General features: G+C 73.8%; 15 protein-coding genes and 1 pseudogene. 5 read left to right on the plus strand and 11 right to left on the minus strand.

All coding sequences use genetic code 11. From position 1 onward, the window contains the following. Positions 1–25: 25 nt before the first annotated feature. Entirely contained in the window at positions 26–2,680 is a 2,655-nt protein-coding gene (locus ACY34K_RS12420; RefSeq protein WP_462746268.1) for an ATP-binding protein, read from the minus strand. A gap of 123 nt (positions 2,681–2,803) precedes the next feature. Here ACY34K_RS12420 and ACY34K_RS12425 point away from each other — a divergent pair. Next, positions 2,804–3,298: pseudogene (locus ACY34K_RS12425) on the plus strand (DUF309 domain-containing protein); the annotation flags it as partial. On the opposite strand, the gene ACY34K_RS12430 reads toward ACY34K_RS12425, so the two are convergent. The 5 genes from ACY34K_RS12430 to ACY34K_RS12450 all read right to left on the minus strand — a co-directional run bounded on the left by ACY34K_RS12430 (position 3,296) and on the right by ACY34K_RS12450 (position 8,070). Continuing rightward, positions 3,296–3,931 (minus strand): LutC/YkgG family protein, encoded by a 636-nt coding sequence (locus ACY34K_RS12430; protein WP_462746269.1) that lies wholly within the window; start codon positions 3,929–3,931, stop codon positions 3,296–3,298. The pseudogene ACY34K_RS12425 and the gene ACY34K_RS12430 overlap by 3 nt on opposite strands. Continuing rightward, the gene (locus tag ACY34K_RS12435) at positions 3,928–5,340 is read right to left on the minus strand and encodes a lactate utilization protein B (RefSeq protein WP_462746270.1); all 1,413 of its coding nucleotides are present in this window, start codon (positions 5,338–5,340) and stop codon (positions 3,928–3,930) included. The genes ACY34K_RS12430 and ACY34K_RS12435 overlap by 4 nt, the downstream gene beginning before the upstream one ends. Further along, positions 5,337–6,047 (minus strand): (Fe-S)-binding protein, encoded by a 711-nt coding sequence (locus tag ACY34K_RS12440; protein WP_462746271.1) that lies wholly within the window; start codon positions 6,045–6,047, stop codon positions 5,337–5,339. The genes ACY34K_RS12435 and ACY34K_RS12440 overlap by 4 nt, the downstream gene beginning before the upstream one ends. 54 nt (positions 6,048–6,101) lie before the next feature. Continuing rightward, the gene (locus ACY34K_RS12445; RefSeq protein WP_462746272.1) at positions 6,102–7,334 is read right to left on the minus strand and encodes a cytochrome P450; all 1,233 of its coding nucleotides are present in this window, start codon (positions 7,332–7,334) and stop codon (positions 6,102–6,104) included. Between the two features lie 139 nt (positions 7,335–7,473). Further along, positions 7,474–8,070: a TetR/AcrR family transcriptional regulator gene (locus ACY34K_RS12450; RefSeq protein WP_462746274.1), complete on the minus strand. Its 597-nt coding sequence runs from the start codon at positions 8,068–8,070 to the stop codon at positions 7,474–7,476. Positions 8,071–8,235: 165 nt separating this feature from the next. On the opposite strand from ACY34K_RS12450, the gene ACY34K_RS12455 reads away from it, so the two are divergent. Beyond that, on the plus strand, positions 8,236–9,030 hold the full coding sequence (locus tag ACY34K_RS12455; protein ID WP_462746275.1) for a phosphatase PAP2 family protein: 795 nt from the start codon (positions 8,236–8,238) through the stop codon (positions 9,028–9,030). Further along, positions 9,027–9,926 (plus strand): DMT family transporter, encoded by a 900-nt coding sequence (locus tag ACY34K_RS12460; protein ID WP_462746276.1) that lies wholly within the window; start codon positions 9,027–9,029, stop codon positions 9,924–9,926. The genes ACY34K_RS12455 and ACY34K_RS12460 overlap by 4 nt, the downstream gene beginning before the upstream one ends. On the opposite strand, the gene ACY34K_RS12465 is transcribed toward ACY34K_RS12460, so the two are convergent. Continuing rightward, the gene (locus ACY34K_RS12465) at positions 9,916–10,284 is read right to left on the minus strand and encodes a DUF488 domain-containing protein (RefSeq protein ID WP_462746277.1); all 369 of its coding nucleotides are present in this window, start codon (positions 10,282–10,284) and stop codon (positions 9,916–9,918) included. The two genes, ACY34K_RS12460 and ACY34K_RS12465, sit on opposite strands and share 11 nt — an antisense overlap. Positions 10,285–10,518: 234 nt before the next feature. Between ACY34K_RS12465 and solA the strand changes: the two genes are divergently transcribed. Next, entirely contained in the window at positions 10,519–11,682 is a 1,164-nt protein-coding gene (gene solA / locus ACY34K_RS12470) for an N-methyl-L-tryptophan oxidase (protein WP_462746279.1), read from the plus strand. A 105-nt stretch (positions 11,683–11,787) separates the two neighbouring features. Here the strand turns inward: solA and ACY34K_RS12475 are convergent, their stop codons facing one another. The 4 genes from ACY34K_RS12475 to ACY34K_RS12490 all read right to left on the minus strand — a co-directional run bounded on the left by ACY34K_RS12475 (position 11,788) and on the right by ACY34K_RS12490 (position 16,506). Further along, the gene (locus tag ACY34K_RS12475) at positions 11,788–13,158 is read right to left on the minus strand and encodes a carbohydrate-binding protein (protein ID WP_462746280.1); all 1,371 of its coding nucleotides are present in this window, start codon (positions 13,156–13,158) and stop codon (positions 11,788–11,790) included. Positions 13,159–13,314: 156 nt separating this feature from the next. After that, complete coding sequence (gene aspA, locus ACY34K_RS12480; protein ID WP_462746282.1) at positions 13,315–14,736, minus strand: aspartate ammonia-lyase; 1,422 nt, start codon at positions 14,734–14,736, stop codon at positions 13,315–13,317. Positions 14,737–14,830: 94 nt separating this feature from the next. Next, on the minus strand, positions 14,831–15,832 hold the full coding sequence (locus ACY34K_RS12485) for an asparaginase (RefSeq protein WP_462746283.1): 1,002 nt from the start codon (positions 15,830–15,832) through the stop codon (positions 14,831–14,833). Beyond that, positions 15,829–16,506 carry a FadR/GntR family transcriptional regulator gene (locus ACY34K_RS12490; RefSeq protein ID WP_462746309.1) on the minus strand — a complete coding sequence of 226 codons (678 nt, stop codon included), beginning with the start codon at positions 16,504–16,506 and terminating at the stop codon, positions 15,829–15,831. Before ACY34K_RS12490 ends, ACY34K_RS12485 begins: the two co-directional genes overlap by 4 nt. Positions 16,507–16,844: 338 nt before the next feature. On the opposite strand from ACY34K_RS12490, the gene ACY34K_RS12495 reads away from it, so the two are divergent. Further along, the gene (locus ACY34K_RS12495; protein WP_462746284.1) at positions 16,845–17,300 is read left to right on the plus strand and encodes a hypothetical protein; all 456 of its coding nucleotides are present in this window, start codon (positions 16,845–16,847) and stop codon (positions 17,298–17,300) included. Positions 17,301–17,342 lie beyond the last annotated feature (42 nt).

Below are 17,342 nucleotides of genomic sequence, written 5' to 3' on the forward strand. Positions count from 1 at the left end.
GCTCCGCGCGCAAGAGAACATTACCTCACTCCGTGACCGTGTCCGACTCGCGGGCCAGCAGCGCGCGCGTGGCCAGGGTGTCGGCGCCGCAGGCGGCGGCCAGGTCGGCGGCGCGGGCGAGCTCCGCCGGGGAGCGCAGGGCGAGGCCGTACTCGAACCGGGCCAGCGCGTGTTCGTACGCCGACGGGGACGCCTGCAGGTGGCGCACCGCCTGGCCGAGGAGCTGGACGGCCTCCTCCGGGCGGGCGAACAGGGCGGCGCAGCGCAGGGCCTCGCCGATGGCGGTGTCGGTGCCGAAGCGCTCGGCCTGGACGCGGGCCCGGGTGGCGAACCGGGCCGCGCGGGAGGGGTCCTCGTCGGCGAGGGCGCGGGCCAGGTCGCAGGCCCAGGGCGCCCAGATGCCGTTGTGACGGTCGCGGCTCTCCAGGGCGGCTCCGGCCGCCTCCAGTTCGGCGACGGCCTCGCGGGTGCGGCCCTGGGCGAGCAGCAGCCTGCCGCGGACGCAGGGACCGTCCGGCATGACGATGGCGCTGGGCCAGGGCGGGCCGAAGCGGTAGCGGTCGGCGACCGTTTGCGCTTCCGTCACCCGGCCGCGGGCGAGCAGCGTGTCGATCAGGAGGGCGGCGGCGTCCCACTGGACGGCCAGGCCACTGCCGACGCGGTCGGCGAGGCGCAGGCCCTCGCGCAGGAAACCCTCGGCCGCGGTCAGGTCGCCACCGCGGCGGTGGACCAGCCCGAGGAGCGTGTGGGCGAACGCCAGGTGGGCGCCGCTCCAGCCGGAGATCTCGTAGGCGCGCACGGCCTCCTCGAACATGGCCCGGGCGCGGTCGAGCCGATCGGTGAAGGCGTAGGCGATGCCGGCCATGGCCGGTGTCTCGAAGCCCCATTCGGTGTCGGTCCAGCCGAGGCCGCGGGCGGGGCGGCCGTCGACGAGGGCGCGGTCGCACAGGTGGAGGACGAGGTCGGCGTTCTCGCCGCGCAGCATGGCGTCGAACGCCCGCAGGGTGAGCAGGGCGCGTTCGGCGTTGTCCCTGCCCGGGAGGTGGTCGGCGAGTGCGGCGAGGCGGCGGGAGCGGCCCCCGCCGTCGTCCTCGGCCTCCTGGAACCCCTCGTACATGAAGTGCGCGGCCTGGAGTCGCATTCTGGCCGGGCCGGGCGGGGTTCTCGCGGCCTCGGTGGCGACGGTGAGTGCGGCTTCGCGCAGTCGGCTGCTGTGGGCGAGGGCCTGGGCCAGGCGGCACGTCGCGTCGGTGCGGACGTCGCCTGCGAGACCGGGGAGGGCCAGGGCGGTGCGCAGGTGGCGCACGGTGGCGGCCGGGGAGGTGAGGAGGGCGGCGCAGCCGAGTTCGTAGAGGACCTGCGCGTACGCGTGGGGTGGTGGAGGCTCCTGGAGGGCTCGTTCCAGGCAGCGGCGGGCCGCGGCGGGCGCGCCGACGGCGAGGTGCTCGCGCGCCGCCTCGCGGAGCTGGGCGACGACCTCCTCGTCGTCGTCCGGGTGGATCTCCAGCAGGTGGCGGGAGGCGGCCGCGGCGCCGAGGCCCGCGCAGGTGACGGCCCAGGCCGCCCGGCCGTGCATGGCGGTGCGGGTGGCGGGCGGGATCGAGCGGTACACGGCGGTCGCGATCAGGGGGTGGACGAATTCCATGGGGTCGGAGCCGGTGACGATGCGGGCTTCCCTGAGCCGTTCCGCGCAGCTCTCGGCGTCCTCGGGGGCCATCCCGGCCAGGGAGGCGGCGAGCGTCGGAGAGATCTCGGTGCCGAGGACGGCGGCCGCCCAGGCCAGCCGGGTGGGCCCGGTGCCGAGCCGTTCCAGCCGGGAGACGAGGCCGGTGCCGCGTGCCGACGCCCCGAGGTCGCGCAGGAGCGGAGCCGACGTCTCGACCGGGGCGAGCATCCGGTCCCGGACCTTCGCGAGGAGTTCCACCGTTTCGTACGGGTTTCCTCCGGTGACGGCCCACACCTCGTGGCAGAACCGGTCGTCGGCCTCGTCACCGAGGGTGGAGCGGGCCAGTCGGGCGGTGGCCGGCGGGGTCAGCGGGCGCAGGGCGACCCGCAGCCGGGCCTCTGCGCCGAGCCGGTCGAGCAGCTGCGCCCCGGGGGCGAACTCCCGGCCGGGGCGGTGGGCGGCGACGACGAGCAGCGGGAGCCCGCGCAGGACGTCGCAGAAGGAGGCGAGCCAGGTCAGGGATTCGGTGTCGGCCCAGTGCGCGTCGTCGACGAGCAGCACCAGGGGCCGGCGGCGATGCCGCTCGGCGAGCCGTACGACGACCCAGTCGAGGCCGTCGCGCACGCCCTGCGGGTCCGGGGCCGGCCCGGCGGGGGACGCGAGACCGAGGGCGGGTGCCGTGATGTCGTACCGGTCGCCGAACAGCCGGCGGAGGTCGTCGTCGGGGAGCGGCTGCAGGGCGGGCCGCAGCAGTTGGCGTAAGACGTGGTAGGGCACGGAGGTCGTGGTCTCGACGCCGCGGGCGGTACGGACGGTACAGCGGCCGCCGGCCAGCCGGTGGACCGTGTCGAGCAGCGCCGTCTTGCCGATGCCCGCCTCGCCGCGGTAGACGAGCAGGCCGCCACGGGCGGCCGTGCCGCACAGTGCCTCCAGGGCCCGGGCGGCTGCCGCGAGCTCCGGCTCCCGCTCCAACAGCGGTACGGACACCCGGTGTTCCGGCCGGGACGGCAGCATCGGCCTACCTCCCCACGAGTACCCGGCAAGTCACCACGACTTCCGGGTATTCGAGCGTAACCGCGTGCCCCGGGTGGCGGACATGGTTCGGACACTCCCCGCCGGAAGGGTGACAATCGTTGGGTGAACAGGACACGGAGGGACCGGGACGAGGAGGGGCGGGCACGCAGCGCGCGTCCCCGGGACGGGCTGGGGCGCCCGTTGCCGTACGGTGCCGAAGGGGTGGAGCGCCAGCCCGAGGGCGTGGTGCGGACGCCGGAGGAGACGCTGCGGGAGGCCCAGCGGCTGCTGGACGGGGGGCTGCCGTTCCATGCCCACGAGGTCCTGGAGGACGCCTGGAAGTCCGGTCCGGCGGACGAGCGGGAGCTGTGGCGGGGGCTCGCCCAGCTGGCGGTGGGGCTCACGCACGCGGCCCGCGGGAACGCGGCGGGCGGTGCGCGGTTGCTGCTGCGCGGCGCGGACCGGATCGTCGCGTACGCGGACGCCGACACCGAGGCGGACGCGGGGCTCGACCGGTACGGCATCGACGTCGGCGGGCTCGCGCGGTGGGCCCGGGCGCTGGCGGGCCGGCTGGAGGGTGCGGGGGCGGTGGATCCGGCGGCCGAGGCGCCGCGGCTAACGCTCGCCGGGCTCGACCAGGACGACGTCCAGGGTGCGGGGGCCGTGCACGCCCTCGACCCGGTCGAGTTCGATGTCGCTGGTGGCGGAGGGGCCGGAGATCCAGGTCAGGGGCCGGCTGGGGGTGAGCCGGGGCAGGGCCTGGGGCAGTGAGGCGACGACTTGGCCGGGGACGCGGATCACGCAGATGTGGAGGTCGGGGACGAGGGTGAGGGCGCGGCGCCCCTGTCCCGGGCCGGCGTCGAGGACGATGGTGCCGGTTTCGGCGATCGCGAGGGCGCAGGTGGTGACGACGGCGTCGGTGGCGTCGAGGTCGGCGGGGGTCAGTCCTGGGTCGTGGCGCTGTTCGGCGCCGGTGGCGGTGAGCCAGTGGGCCGGGAGGCCGGGCGGGACGACCACGGAGCGGGCCCGGTGGGCGGTGAGCAGGGTGGCGATGGTGTGCGGGAGCCGGAGCTCGGTGGTGCGGTGGGTGCGGGCCCGGTAGTCGCTGAGGTGGTGGTCGAGGAGGTCGACGAGGGCGGTGGGGTCGTCGGGGGTGTGGCTGGTGGCGTAGTCGCGGGTCGGTTCGGGGGTGTCGGGGGCGTGGGTGAGGGCGCCACGGATGCGGCCGAGGATCTGGTCGCGGCTGCTCATGAGTGGTTCTTCTTCCACCAGGTGCGGAAGGGGCGGGGCGGGAGGGCGGGCAGGTCCCGGTCGTCGGTCCAGGAGCCGGTGCCGGGTGGTCTCGACGGGTGTGCCCGGCGGGTGGCGCCGGCGACCCGCTCGGCCGCGGCGAGTGCGGCGGGGTGGTCCAGGAGCCAGGTGGCCGCCCTGACCGCGGCCCGTTCCGCGCGGTGGCCGCTCTGCCCGGCGACCCTGGCGCGGAGGTGGACGAGGACCTCGGGGATGTCGATGGCGACCGGGCACACCTCGTAGCACGCTCCGCACAGCGAGGAGGCGTAGGGCAGGGAGGCGTCGACGGCACTGGTGGTGCCGCGCAGTTGCGGGGTGAGGATGGCGCCGATGGGGCCGGGGTAGACCGAGCCGTAGGCGTGTCCGCCGGCCCGCTCGTAGACGGGGCAGACGTTCAGGCAGGCCGAGCAGCGGATGCAGCGCAGCGCCTGCCGCCCGACCTCGTCGGCGAGGGCTCGGGTGCGGCCGTTGTCCAGGAGGACCAGGTGGAAGGCGGTGGGGCCGTCGGCGTCGGTGGTGCCGGTCCACATGCTGGTGTAGGGGTTCATCCGCTCGGCCGTCGAGGAGCGCGGGAGGGTTTGCAGGAAGACCTCCAGGTCGCGCCAGGACGGCAGGACCTTCTCGATGCCCACGACGGAGATCAGGGTCTCGGGGAGGGTCAGGCACATGCGGCCGTTGCCCTCGGACTCGACCACGACGAGGGTGCCGGTCTCGGCGACCATGAAATTGGCGCCGGAGATGCCGACCTTGGCGCGCAGGAACTTCTCCCGCAGGTGGAGGCGGGCGGCCTCGGCGAGGTCGGCGGGGGTGTCGGTGAGGTCGTCGGGCGCGGGGCGCCCCCAGGCGGCCATGCGGGTGCGGAAGATGTCGCGGATCTCGGCGCGGTTGCGGTGGATGGCCGGTACGAGGATGTGCGAGGGCCGGTCCTCGCCCAGCTGGACGATGAGTTCGGCGAGGTCGGTCTCGTAGGCGGCGACGCCCTCGGCCTCCAGGGCCTCGTTGAGGCCGATCTCCTGGGTGGCCATGGACTTGACCTTCACGACCTCGCTCTCGCCGGTCTCCTTGACCAGGCCGACGACGATCCGGTTGGCCTCGGCGGCGTCGGCCGCCCAGTGCACCCGGCCGCCGGCCGCGGTGACGGCCTCCTCCAACTGGAGCAGGTAGCGGTCGAGATGGCGCAGGGTGTGGTCCTTGATCTCCTTGCCCGCCTGTCGCAGACGGTCCCAGTCGTCGAGTTCGGCGACGGCCCGGGCGCGTTTGTCGCGGATGGTGTGTGTCGCGTGCCGGAGGTTCTCCCGCAGCGTCGTGTTGTCCACGGCGGCCGCGGCCGCCTCCGGGAACGCCGGCATTCCGACGAACACTCCGCTCATCGCCACGGCTCCTCTTCGGTACTGGCGAGAATCTCGGCGATGTGCGCGACGCGCAGCGGCTCCCGCCGCCGGCGCACGAGGCCGTCCAGGTGCATCAGGCACGAGCTGTCCGCCCCGCACAGCACGTCCGCTCCGGTGCCGGCCGCCGCGCGCACCTTGTCGCGCCCCATCGCCACCGACACGGCGGGGTTCTTCACGGCGAAGGTGCCGCCGAAGCCGCAGCACTCCTCGGCACCCGGCAGTCCCCGCAGTTCCAGGCCCTTCACCGCCTCCAGCAGCCGGCGCGGGCGGTCACCCAGGCCGAGGACGCGCAGTCCGTGGCAGGAGGGGTGGTAGGTGACGGTGTGCGGGAAGTACGCGCCGACGTCGGTCACGCCCAGCACGTCGACCAGGAACTCCGTCAGTTCGAAGACGCGGGGGGCCAGTCCCGTCTCGCCGAGCCGGGGGTAGTTGTCCCGGATCATGGCGGCGCACGAGCCGGAGGGCGTGACGACGTACGCGTACCCCTCGAAGGCCCCGGCCGTGCGGCGTACGAGGGTCAGTGTCTCGTCGCGGTATCCGGTGTTGTACTGCGGCTGGCCGCAGCACGACTGGCCGGCGGGGAAGTCGACCCGGACGCCCAGCCGTTCCAGGAGCCGGACGGTGGCCACGCCCGTGGACGGATACACGGCGTCGTTGACGCAGGTGATGAAGAGGGCGACGCGCATGCGGGCAGCCTATGCCCGGTCCGGGGTGAGGGGCAGGAGCCGCCGCTGCGCCGTTCACCAGGTGAGATGGAGGGCTTCCGGCGAACGGTGGATCATGGTGGGCCGCATGACGACCGGCTGCTCCTCGTCGAGGCGCAGGCCGGGAAAGCGGCGGATGAACAGTTCGAGGGTGAGCCTCAGTTGTTCACGCGCGAGCAGGGAGCCCGGGCAGCCGTGCGGGCCGTGGCCGAAGGCGACGTGGCGCACGGGGGTGCGGGTGATGTCGAAGGTGTCGGCCCGTTCGTAGCGGCTCTCGTCCCGGTTGGCGGAGCCGTAGGCCACGAAGACGGTTGCTCCGGCGGGCAGTTCGGTGCCGGCGAGGGTGACCGGTCGGGTGGTGGTGCGGCGGAAGCCCTGGACGGCGGTGTCGTACCGGGCGGCTTCCTCGACGGCCGCGGGGACGAGCTCGGGTTTCGCGCGGAGCAGTTCCCACTGGGAGCGGTCGCGGAGCAGGTGGAGCAGGGTGGTGCCGATGAGTGCGGTGGTGGTCAGGTGCCCGGCGATCAGGAGGTTCTGGAGGTTGGAGACCAGTTCGTGCCGCTGGTCGGGGGTGAGTTCGCCGGTGCCGGGGGCGAGCGCGGTGACGAGCGCCGAACAGAGGTCGGCACGCGGCTGCGCGCGCCGGGCCCGTATGAGGCTGTCGAGCATCTGCTGGAGGGCGACGACGTCCTCGGCCGCGGCGACCTCTTGCGCCTCGGTGAGCGGGCGGAACAGTAACTCCTCCGCGCGGTGGCCGCCGTGCACGGCGGCGGGTACGTCGTCGGGGTCGAGTCCGATGAGCCGCCCGATCACGGCGCCGGGCAGTTCGCGGGCGTACGCGCTCATCAGTTCCGTCCCGCCGTCCTCGGCGAAGCCGTCGGCGAGCGCCTCGGCCCGCTCGGCGGCGTAGGGGACGAGTGCGGCGATCCGGGCGGCGGACAGGCCGCTGTTGAGGGGGGCGCGGTGGCGGCGGTGGGCGGCGCCGTCGGTGGACACGACGGTGGGCCGTTTGCCGAAGCCCCGGGCGAGGACCGCCAGGGCGGCCGGGGAGGGCGTGACGTCGGGGCGCAGTGCCTGGACGGAGGAGAAGTCGCCGTCGCGCAGCAGCACTTCCCGTACGTCCGCGTCGCGGGCCACGAGCCAGGAGTCGAGTTCGGGGACGAAGGTGAGACCCTCGGTCCGCCGGGCGCGCGCGTACAGCGGATAGGGGTCGCGCTGGAGGGCGTCGAGCCTGCCGTGCGGGGTGTCGGGGTCATGGCCGGTCGGCATGCTGCGCCTCCTGGGCGGAAAGGGTTGCGGGCCTGGTGCCTGCGGTGCGCGGCGCGTGGTGCGGGGGTGACGGGATGCGGGTCGTGCGGTCCGGTCATGGTGCACGACGGGCCGTGGCGGCGGGAAGGCCGCGAACGCGTCAGGCGCGCAGGGCCGGCAGGAGGACCGCGTCGACGAACGCCGGGAGGCTGTCGGCGTCGGGGAACCGGTCCTCGAAGAGCCGCTCGACGCGCAGGACCCCGAGGAAGCAGGGGGCGGTGAAGGCGATCGCCGGGTTGCCGGCGGCGATCTCGCCGCGCTCGACGGCGCGGGTGAGCATCGCGTCGAGGGCCGCCACCTCGGGTGCGATAACGGTGTCGCGCAGGGCCTCGCGCAGGTCGGGGTGCTGGAGGTAGGCCTGGCCGACGGCTTCCATGAGCTCGGTGTCGGTGCTGCGGCGAGCGGCGGCGGCCCGGGCCGCGGCACGCAGGTCGCCTGCCAGGGAGCCGGTGTCGATGCCGGTGAAGAGAGCGCAGCGGCTCGTGTCGAGTGCGGCGGTGACCAGCTGTGCCTTGGTCTTCCACTGCCGGTAGAGCGTTGCCTTGCCGCACTTGGTACGGGCGGCGACGCCCTCCATGGTCACGGCGTCGTAGCCGCCCTCCCTGAGCAGGTCGAGCACGGCTCCGTACAGCTCCAGCTCGCGCTCGGGCGTGATCTTGCTGCGGCGCGCGGCGGCCGTGGCGGCCTGCGTGGACATCCTTCACTCCCCGGGTGTGCCCTGCCGGCGGTTTCCTCTCTGCACGTCCGAGGGTAGGTCCCGGCCAATCGAGACGCAAGCGTATCGAGACGTTTGCGTCTCGATAACTTCGGATCTACGCTTCACCCGTTTACTGCTGATTCGATCTGTCGAAGGGGTCCGGGCATGGCCGGCGGGATACGTCCTCCGGGCCCCGGGACGACCGCTGTCCCGGGGCCCGCGGACCGCGGCACCGCGCCGCGGCGCCCGCCCCTGGTGCGTGAGCTGCTGCTCGTGACCGTGCTCTTCCTCGTCTACAAGGCGGGCCGGCTGGTCGCGAACGGCCACGAGGCCCGTGCCTTCCGCAACGCCGGCCGGGTCTGGGACCTGGAGCGGGCGGCGCATCTGCCGGGCGAGGGCCGGGTGCAGTGGCTGCTGCTGCGGGACGACGGTGTGGTCCACCTCGCCAACACGTACTACGCGTGGGTGCACTTCCCGGCCACGATCGCCTTCCTGGCCTGGCTGTACTGGCGCAGGCCGGCCCACTACCTCTGGTCCCGGCGGGTGCTGGCACTCCTCACGGCCGCCGCGCTCGTCCTCCACCTGTGGGTGCCGCTCGCTCCCCCGCGGATGCTCGCCGCCTTCGGGCTGGTCGACACCGCGCGGATCTACGGGCCGTCGGTGTACGGGGCGTCTCCGGAGACGGACACGCTGGCGAACCAGTTCGCGGCGATGCCGTCCCTGCACTTCGGCTGGGCGCTGATGGTCGCGATCGGGCTGATCGCCGCCACCGCCGGCCGGTGGCGGCCGCTGTGGCTGCTCCATCCGCTGGTCACGCTGCTGGTGGTGGTCGGCACCGCCAATCACTACTGGCTGGACGCCCTGGCCGCCACCGCCCTGCTGGGCGTCGCCCTCCTCGTCGTACGAGCACCCGGGACACCGCCCCGCGTGCCGCGTCGGCTGCGGACGGTGCCGGCATGAGGGCCACCCTTCTCGCGGTACTGCTCTCGCTCGCCTCGGCCGCCGGGTACGCCCTGGCCGCCGTCGTCCAGTCGTGGCTCGCCTCGGCGGGCCGTCCCGGGCGTGGCGCGCTGCGGGCGCTGCTCGCCCGCCCGCTGTGGTGGTGGGCGGTCGGTCTGAACGCGGCCGGTGCGCTCACCCATGTCGTGGCGCTGCACTACGGGCCGCTCACCCTGGTCCAGCCGCTGGGCGCGCTGACGCTGGTGGCGGCGCTGCCGGTGGGCGCGTACTGCGCGCGGCGGCGGGTGAGCCGGGCGGAGTGGCGCGGGGCGCTGTGGACGCTGGCGGGTCTGCTCGGTCTGGTGGCCGTGGTGGGGCCGGCCCGCCCCGGGGACACGCTGAGCCTGCCCGAGGCCCTGTCGGTCGCGGCGGCGACGGCGCTGCTGATCGCGGTACTGGTCCGCCGCGGGGCCGGCGGGCGGGGCGGTCGCGGGCTGGGGCACGCGACCGCGTCGGGCGTCGCCTCCGGTGTGGCGTCGGCGCTCACCCAGACGGTCACGGCCTCGCTCGCACGGGAGCTGCCCGGCGGGCCGCTGACGTGGTGGCAGACGACGCTGCTGGCGCTGCTGGTGTCGGTGTTCGCGACGGGCGGGCTGCTGCTGTCCCAGGCGGCGTACCGCGGCGGGCTCGCGGCCCCGCTGGCGGTGGTGAACCTCGCCAATCCGACGGCGGCCGCCGTCATCGGTCTCGCCCTGCTGGGCGAGACCTTCCGAGCGGGGCCGGCCGGCTGGGCGGTCGCCGCGGGGTCGGCTGCGGTGGCCGCGCGCGGGGTCGTCCTCCTGACGGCCGGTCATCCGGAGGCTGCCGTGCCGGTGCCGCGCGGCCCCGAACCGGAGCCCGATCCGGTCACGGCCTGAGCAATTCCTGGAGCAGGGCCGCGTGACTGCGCTCCCCCGGGTCCTTGGCCGCGGTGAGCAGGGTGACCGGGCCCTTCCTGACGAGCTCGCGCAGCCGGTCGAGCGCCTCGGCGGCCTCCGGCGCGGCCAGCTCGGCCTCGTAGCGCCGCCGGAACTCCTCGTGGCTGCCCTCACCGGCGTGATACCAGCGCCGCAGCTCGGTCGACGGCGTCACCGACTTGGGCCACTCGTCGATGTGGGCGTCCTCCTTGGACAGCCCGCGGGGCCAGAGCCGGTCGACGAGGACGCGTATCCCGTCGTCCGGCCTGACCGGATCGTAGACGCGGCGGAGCTTGGGGCGTGATGCGGCTTTCGTCATGGTCCCAACGTAGGAGGCGCACGGCCGTGCCGCCGGGGCGGGCTGCGCCGCACGGGCGAGTGCGCGGCGTGCGGGGCCGGTAGGCGGCGCACGGGACCGGGACGCACGGCGCGGCCAGGTAGGCCGAATACGGCGTTCCCGTGGACGCGTGGCCGGGGAAACCTGGCCCCGCGTCCTTCGCGTACGAGCACAGCCATCCGCCCCTGAGGACAGGACGTGCAGGAGGCCCTGAGGATGTCACCCACCTATGACGTGATCGTGGTCGGCCTGGGCGGGATGGGCAGTGCCGCCGCGCACCATCTGTCCGCGCGCGGGGCCCGGGTGCTGGGACTGGAGAGGTTCGGCCCGGTCCACGGCCGGGGCTCCGGCCACGGCGGTTCGCGGCTCGTCCGCCAGTCGTGCGCCGAGGACCCGGCCCATGTGCCGCTGCTGCGGCGTGCCCGCGAGCTGTACGAGCGGCTGGAGCGGGACACCGGTCGCGACATCACGACGCGGTGCGGCGGGCTGGTGCTCGGCAGGCCCGGGTCCCGGACCGTCGCCGGTTCGCTGCGGGCGGCCGAACGATGGGGGCTGCCGCACGAGATGCTCGACGCCGGGGAGATCCGCCGCCGTTTCCCGACCCTCGCCCCGGACGACGACGAGGTGGCTCTGTACGAGCCGCACGCCGGGCTGCTGCGGCCCGAGAACACGGTCGCCGGGCACCTCCAGCTCGCCACCCGGGCGGGCGCGGCCCTGCACTGCGACGAGCCGCTGCTGCGCTGGGAGCCGTACCGCGACGGAGTGCGGGTGCACACCGCCGAGGACACCTACACCGCGGGGCAGCTGGTGGTCTGCCCGGGCGCCTGGGCGCCTCGCCTCCTCAGCGGCCTGGGGGTGCCGTTCCGGATCGAGCGGCAGGTCATGCACTGGTTCCAGCCGGAGGGCGGCACGGCGGCGTTCCGGCCACAGCACCACCCGGTCTACGTCTGGGAGGACGCGGCGGGCGTGCGGATGCAGGGGTTCCCGGCGATCGACGGGCCGGACAGGGGCGCCGAGGTCACGCTCGCGGGCGCGGGCACCGTGTGCACGCCGGAGACCATCGACCGGACCGTGCACCGGCACGAGGTCGAGGAGATGGCCGCCCGGGCCGCCCGGCTCGTACCGGCCCTCCCCGGCCGCTTCCTGAGGGCCGCCACCCGCATGTCGTCCACCACGGCCGACGGGCGCTGCGTCGTCGGGCGCCATCCGCACCACCCGGAGACGGTCACGGTCGCCTGCGGATTCTCCGGGCACGGCTTCGCGTTCGTGCCCGTGGTCGGTGAGATCCTCGCCGACCTGGTCCTGACCGGCGCGACCGCGCACCCCGTCGGGCTGTTCGACCCCCGGCGTCCCGACCGCCGCGCCCGCGCGTGCCGGTGAGCGGAGCGGCTCCTCGGGTCGCCGTATCCGGGTCGCCGAGCGGCTGGGCGGCGCAGGTGCGTGAGACCTTCACCGCCCGGCCGTGTGCGGTGCCCGGTCAGCGCCTCAGAGGCGCTGCCACAGCAGGGGCTGGTGGGTGGGTCGAAGGCCGCGCTGGGCCTGGTGCGGCTGGAGGCAGCGGTAGGTGACGCCGTTGTAGGTGACACGGTCGCCGACGGCGTACACCTTGCCGGGGGTCCAGGTGCCGGCCGTCTTGTCGCTGTCGGCCGTGTCGTCGGTGGTGGTGGTCCTGAGGGTCAGTCCGTACTCCTGGAGCAGCGGGTTGATCGGCTGGTGGAACGTCGTGCCGCCGCTGCGGCAGTTCCCCGAGCCGCCCGAGGTAACGCCCTGGGCCTGGCTGCCGGACACGTAGGAGCCGCCCGAGTCGCCCGGCTCGGCGCAGACCGTCGTGCGGGTCAGGCCGCGCACGGTGCCTTGGAGGTAGGAGACGCTGGTGTTGTGCTGTTCGATGGTGCCGCAGTGCCAGCCGGTGGTGGAGCCCGAGCGGCAGATGGAGGCGCCGACGAGGGCCTCGGCGGACCCTGCGACCTGGATGTTCTGGTCGCTCTGCCCCTTCACGTAGGGAGTTGCCTTCCAGTCTCCGTTGGTGCCGACCCAGGCCATGTCGGTGCCGGGGAAGGCGGAGGCCTTGAAGGCGCCCTGGGCCACCCGGTTGAACCCGTGGGTGGCGTCGCCGGCGCTGCCGCAGTGCCCGGCCGTGGCGAAGCCCTCCTGGGTTCCCGAGGCGACGGCGAAGCCGACGGAGCACCGGCCGCTGCCGATGTAGAAGGCGTCGCCGCCCCTGATGTCGTGCAGGAGGCGCGGGCGCTCCGAGGACGTCCGCACGCGGATGAGACCGCGGTCGAGACCGGTGGCGGTGATGAACGCCTCGGCCGCCGAGCGCTTGGTGGCCTGGAGCGTCACCGTGTTGGTACGGACGTCGACGTACCAGACGGGGGCGTCGACGGTCGTGGTCCGGACGGCTGTGCGGTCGAGTGACGCCTTGGCGGCGTCGAGTTCGACCAGCCCGTACCGGACGACCTCGGCCTCGGCGCCACCGGCCTTGATCACGGGGACGTCGGCGGCGTCGGTGGTGGCCACGGTGAGACTGTCGGAGAGCGCGCCGCGCACCCACGCCCCGGCGAAGTCCTTGCCCAGGTAGTTCTGCAGACGGCCGGCGATCGCGCCCGCCTCCGCCTCGTTCATCAGCCGGGTCTCGGCCTGTGAGGGCGTGAGGCCCAGGTCGCGCGCCATCGCCCGGAGCAGCTCGGGGGACGGCTTGTCCGCTCCGGGAGTCTCGGTTTCCGGTGTGTCGGGCGGCTGGGCGGTCGTGGGGGCGGGCGGCTCTGCCGCGGCGGCGCCGGGCAGCGCCGTCAGTGTGAGGGCGCCGACGGCGGTCAGCACGGCACACGCGACGGTGGCGTGTCTGTGGAGCATCGGGTGTCTCCTCCGGTTCGGTGGGGGAAGTGCCGGACCGTAGGTGTTGCCGAAAGCCCCTCGAAAGATGTCAGATTGTCGTTTTATTAGGCGTTTCGGGATACGGGGACGCCGCCCAAGCGGCGTAACCCGCACCCTGCCCCGCCCGTGAGCGGGTCATCCCGCGGCGGCCCCGGGCTCCCGGACGCCCGCCAGGTGTTCCGGACGCAGCAGCCCGCTCAGCACCTCGGCCGGCAAGAGGCCCTTCTCCAGTACGAGTTCGGCGACGCCCCGCCCGGTGGCGAGGGCCTCCTGGGCGATCCCGGTGGCCGCCGTGTACCCGATGTGCGGGTTCAGGGCGGTGACGAGGCCGATGGAGTTCTCGACCGCGGCGAGCAGCTCCGCCTCGTTGGCGGTGATCCCGGAGACACAGCGCTCCGCCAGGGTCAGGCAGGCGGCGCGCAGATGGGTGAGGGACTCGGACAGGGAGTGCAGGATGATCGGCTCGAAGGCGTTCAGCTGGAGCTGGCCCGCCTCCGCCGCCATGGTGATGGTGACGTCATTGCCGATGACCTCGAAGGCGACCTGGTTGACGACCTCGGGGATCACCGGGTTGACCTTGCCGGGCATGATGCTGGAGCCGGCCTGCACGGGCGGCAGATTGATCTCGTTCAGTCCGGCGCGCGGCCCGGACGACAGCAGCCGCAGGTCGTTGCAGGTCTTGGAGAGTTTGACGGCGATCCGCTTGAGCACACCGGACATCTGGACGAAGGCACCGCAGTCCTGGGTGGCCTCGACGAGGTTCACGGCGGTCACCAGCGGCAGCCCGGTGATGGCGGCGAGATGGCGCCGGGCGGCGTCGGCGTACCCGGCCGGCGCGTTCAGGCCCGTGCCGATGGCGGTGGCGCCCAGGTTGATCTCATGGACGAGCCGCACGGCCTCCGCGAGCCGGCTCTGGTCCTCCTCTAGCATCACCGCGTACGAGGAGAACTCCTGCCCGAGGGTCATGGGCACCGCGTCCTGGAGCTGGGTGCGGCCCATCTTCAGCACGTCACGGAACTCGTCGGCCTTGGCGGCGAAGGCCTCGCGCAGCACCGTCATCGCGTCGAGCAGCGCACCGACCGCGGTGATCGTGGCGATCCGGACGGCCGTCGGGTAGACGTCGTTGGTGGACTGGCAGAGGTTGACGTCCTCGTTGGGGTGCAGGTGCTCGTAGGCACCCCGGGGGTGGCCGAGGAGCTCCAGCGCCCGGTTGGCGACGACCTCGTTGGCGTTCATGTTCGTCGAGGTTCCGGCGCCGCCCTGGATGACGTCGACGACGAACTGGTCGTGGAGCGCACCGCCCCGGATCTCCCGGCAGGCCGCGGCGATGGCCTCGGCCTTCCGGGGTGCGAGCAGTCCCAGCTCGGCGTTGGCGAGGGCCGCCGCCTCCTTCACCGCGGCGAGCGCGTCGACGAGGTGGGGATAGGCCGAGATGGGGGTGCCGCTGATCGGGAAGTTCTCGGTGGCGCGCAGGGTGTGCACGCCCCAGTACGCGTCGGCGGGGACGTCGCGGTCACCGAGCAGGTCGTGCTCGGAGCGGTACGCGGGCAGCGTCATGAGGGTCCTTGGGTGCGGTTTGGTGCTGAGGCCCGGGCGAGGGGCCGAGGACGGCCCCGCCGGAGGCAGGGGAAGCGCGGGGGTCGTGAGGCCCTCAGAGAGCGCCGGCGGCATGGAGGCTGCCGACCACGGTGGCGCCGCCGTGCACGGGCATGCGGGCGAGCCCGTCGAGCAGCGCGGGATCCACGCCGCAGCGGACGAGCGCCGCGGCGGCCACCGGCATACGGGCCCGGTCACCGCCGTCGGCGATCTTCACACCGACGGCCCGGCCGTCGGGCAACGCGGCGACCTGCACGCCTTCGAAGCCGTCCTTGGCCAGCAGGCCCGGAACGGCCCGCATCAGCCGGGCGACGTCCCGCCCGGCCCCGGACGCCGCCTCGGGGTGGGCGCGCACGGCGTCGGCGACCCGGCGCTCGGGCGTGCCCGGAGCGGCGGAGGCGATCCGGGCGACGGCCCGGGTGAGGCCGAGCAGGGACACGGCGAACAGCGGGGCGCCGCAGCCGTCGAGAGTGACCCGGGCGACGGCCTGGCCGGTGAGGTCCTCCACCGTCGCGGCGAGGGCCGTCTGGAGCGGATGGCCCGGGTCGAGGTAGTCCTCCAGCGTCCAGTCCCGCAGCCGGGCGGTCATGAGCATGGCGGCGTGCTTGCCGGAGCAGTTCTGGGCGAGCCGGCTCGGCCCGAGTCCGCGCCGCAGCCACGCCTCGCGCTCCGGCGCCCCGTAGGGCAGGTCGGGCGTGTTGCGCAGATCGGACTCGGTGAGTCCGGCGTCGGCGAGGATGCGGCGGGCGCCTGCGATGTGCCGCTCGTCCCCGGAGTGGCTGGCGGCCGCGAGCGAGAGCGCCTCGCCGTCGAGCGGCAGGCCCGCGCGGACCATGCCGACGGCCTGGGCCGGCTTGAGTGCGGAGCGCGGGTAGAACGCCGCATCGATGTCACCCGCCGTGAATTCGACGTTCCCGTCGGGGCCGAGGACGACGACCGAGCCGTGGTGGACGCCCTCGACGATTCCGGCGCGTACGAGGTGGGCGAGGGGGACGTGCCGGGGGGCGCGTATCTCGGGGGCGGGGGCCGGGGCTGCGGGGACGAGCGCGTGGTTCATCGGGGTCCGTCTTCTGCGGGGCTCTCGGTGCGGTCGGGGCGCACGATGGAGGTCAGGGTCGTCTCGACACGGTCGAGGTGGTGTGCCATGGCGGCGACGGCGTCGTCCTCGGAGCCGTCGACGAGCGCCTCGACGATGGCCCGGTGCTCGCGGTTGGACTGCTCACGGCGGCCGCCGAGCTCGTTGAGGAACGCGGACTGGCGCGCGAGGGCGTCCCGGATCTCCTCGATCACCCGGCGGAAGACCGGGTTCTGCGAGGCCTCGGCGACGGCGAGGTGGAAGAGGGTGTCCATGGCCACCCATGCGGTGGTGTCGGTCTCCCGTTCCATCCGCTCCATCAGGTGGGCCAGGTGGTCCAGGTTCTCCGGGGTGCGCCGGGCGGCCGCGTACCCGGCGACCGGGATCTCCACGTGGCGGCGCACTTCGAGGAGGTCGCTGGCCGAGTAGTCGCCGAACGTGGGGTCTTCCACCGGCCCGTTGGAGACCACGAAGGTGCCCTTGCCGGTCCGCGACACGGTCAGCCCCATCACCTGGAGGGCCCGCAGAGCTTCGCGGAGTACCGGCCGGCTGACCTCGAGACGCCGGCAGAGCTCCGCCTCGGAGGGCAGCTTGTCCCCGATGGCGTACTCGCCGCGCTCGATGGCGCTCCTGAGGTGCCCGAGCACGGCTTCCATGGCGCTGACCCGGCGCGGGACCGCTCCGGCTGTCTGGCTGTCTGACAGGTTCACGGACTGATGTTCGGTGGCGCAAGTCAGCGCTGTCAAGCGCGGCCCCGGCGGGCCTCCGCCCACCCCTCCGGCCCGCGCTGGCCGAGAATCGCCGACCCCGCCCCGGGAAAAAGCGGAATCCGTTGACAGCCGGGCACTCCCGGGTGGAATGCTGTGCGCGCAAAGTGTGGAGAGAAAGAAAAGAGTCAATCACTCAACCATTTCTCTCTGCATCGTCCGCTTTTCGTGTTCCACCGGTTTTCGGAGGTACTGTGCCCAGACGCTCCTGGTTAGCCGTTCTCTCCTTGCTGCTCGCCGCCCTGGTCGGGTCGGCGACAGCGCCCGCGGCCTTCGCCGCGGACACGACGACGCAGGTGGAGGCCGGTCAGCCGGCCAAGGTGAGGCCCGATCTGAACGGGCTGCGCGTCAAGGACGTGAACGGTCCGGCGGTCTACCTGATCCTCGACGGCAAGCGCCGCCACATTCCCAACCCGGCCACGTACAATAATCTGTTCCGCGACTGGAACGGAATTCACGCGGTGCTCGACATCGGCAGCATCGACGACGGCGGACCGCTGTCCGACGGGGCCGTCCTGGGCAAGGCCCCGAATGCACCCGAGGTCTATCTCATCAGTAACGGAATGAAGCGCTGGATCACCAGCCCGGCCGCGATGGACAAGTACCACTTCGCCTGGAACAAGATCGTGAGCATCTCGCCGGTGGCCCTGCTGTCCATCCCGACAGGCCCCTCGATCTCCTGATCCTCCTCGCGGCCCACCGTTCCGCGGCAGCCCGATCCACCC

The sequence above is a fragment of the Streptomyces sp. STAM6 genome (assembly GCF_054963715.1).

Coding starts and splice junctions, on each gene's coding strand:
- ACY34K_RS12445 (WP_462746272.1), bottom strand. CDS start 7,334: ATGCCGACCGGCCATGACCCCGACACCCCGCACGGCAGGCTCGACGCC.
- ACY34K_RS12465 (WP_462746277.1), bottom strand. CDS start 10,284: ATGACGAAAGCCGCATCACGCCCCAAGCTCCGCCGCGTCTACGATCCG.
- ACY34K_RS12420 (WP_462746268.1), bottom strand. CDS start 2,680: ATGCTGCCGTCCCGGCCGGAACACCGGGTGTCCGTACCGCTGTTGGAG.
- ACY34K_RS12430 (WP_462746269.1), bottom strand. CDS start 3,931: ATGAGCAGCCGCGACCAGATCCTCGGCCGCATCCGTGGCGCCCTCACC.
- aspA (WP_462746282.1), bottom strand. CDS start 14,736: ATGACGCTGCCCGCGTACCGCTCCGAGCACGACCTGCTCGGTGACCGC.
- ACY34K_RS12490 (WP_462746309.1), bottom strand. CDS start 16,506: ATGGAAGCCGTGCTCGGGCACCTCAGGAGCGCCATCGAGCGCGGCGAG.
- solA (WP_462746279.1), top strand. CDS start 10,519: ATGTCACCCACCTATGACGTGATCGTGGTCGGCCTGGGCGGGATGGGC.
- ACY34K_RS12450 (WP_462746274.1), bottom strand. CDS start 8,070: ATGTCCACGCAGGCCGCCACGGCCGCCGCGCGCCGCAGCAAGATCACG.
- ACY34K_RS12485 (WP_462746283.1), bottom strand. CDS start 15,832: ATGAACCACGCGCTCGTCCCCGCAGCCCCGGCCCCCGCCCCCGAGATA.
- ACY34K_RS12435 (WP_462746270.1), bottom strand. CDS start 5,340: ATGAGCGGAGTGTTCGTCGGAATGCCGGCGTTCCCGGAGGCGGCCGCG.
- ACY34K_RS12475 (WP_462746280.1), bottom strand. CDS start 13,158: ATGCTCCACAGACACGCCACCGTCGCGTGTGCCGTGCTGACCGCCGTC.
- ACY34K_RS12460 (WP_462746276.1), top strand. CDS start 9,027: ATGAGGGCCACCCTTCTCGCGGTACTGCTCTCGCTCGCCTCGGCCGCC.
- ACY34K_RS12455 (WP_462746275.1), top strand. CDS start 8,236: ATGGCCGGCGGGATACGTCCTCCGGGCCCCGGGACGACCGCTGTCCCG.
- ACY34K_RS12440 (WP_462746271.1), bottom strand. CDS start 6,047: ATGCGCGTCGCCCTCTTCATCACCTGCGTCAACGACGCCGTGTATCCG.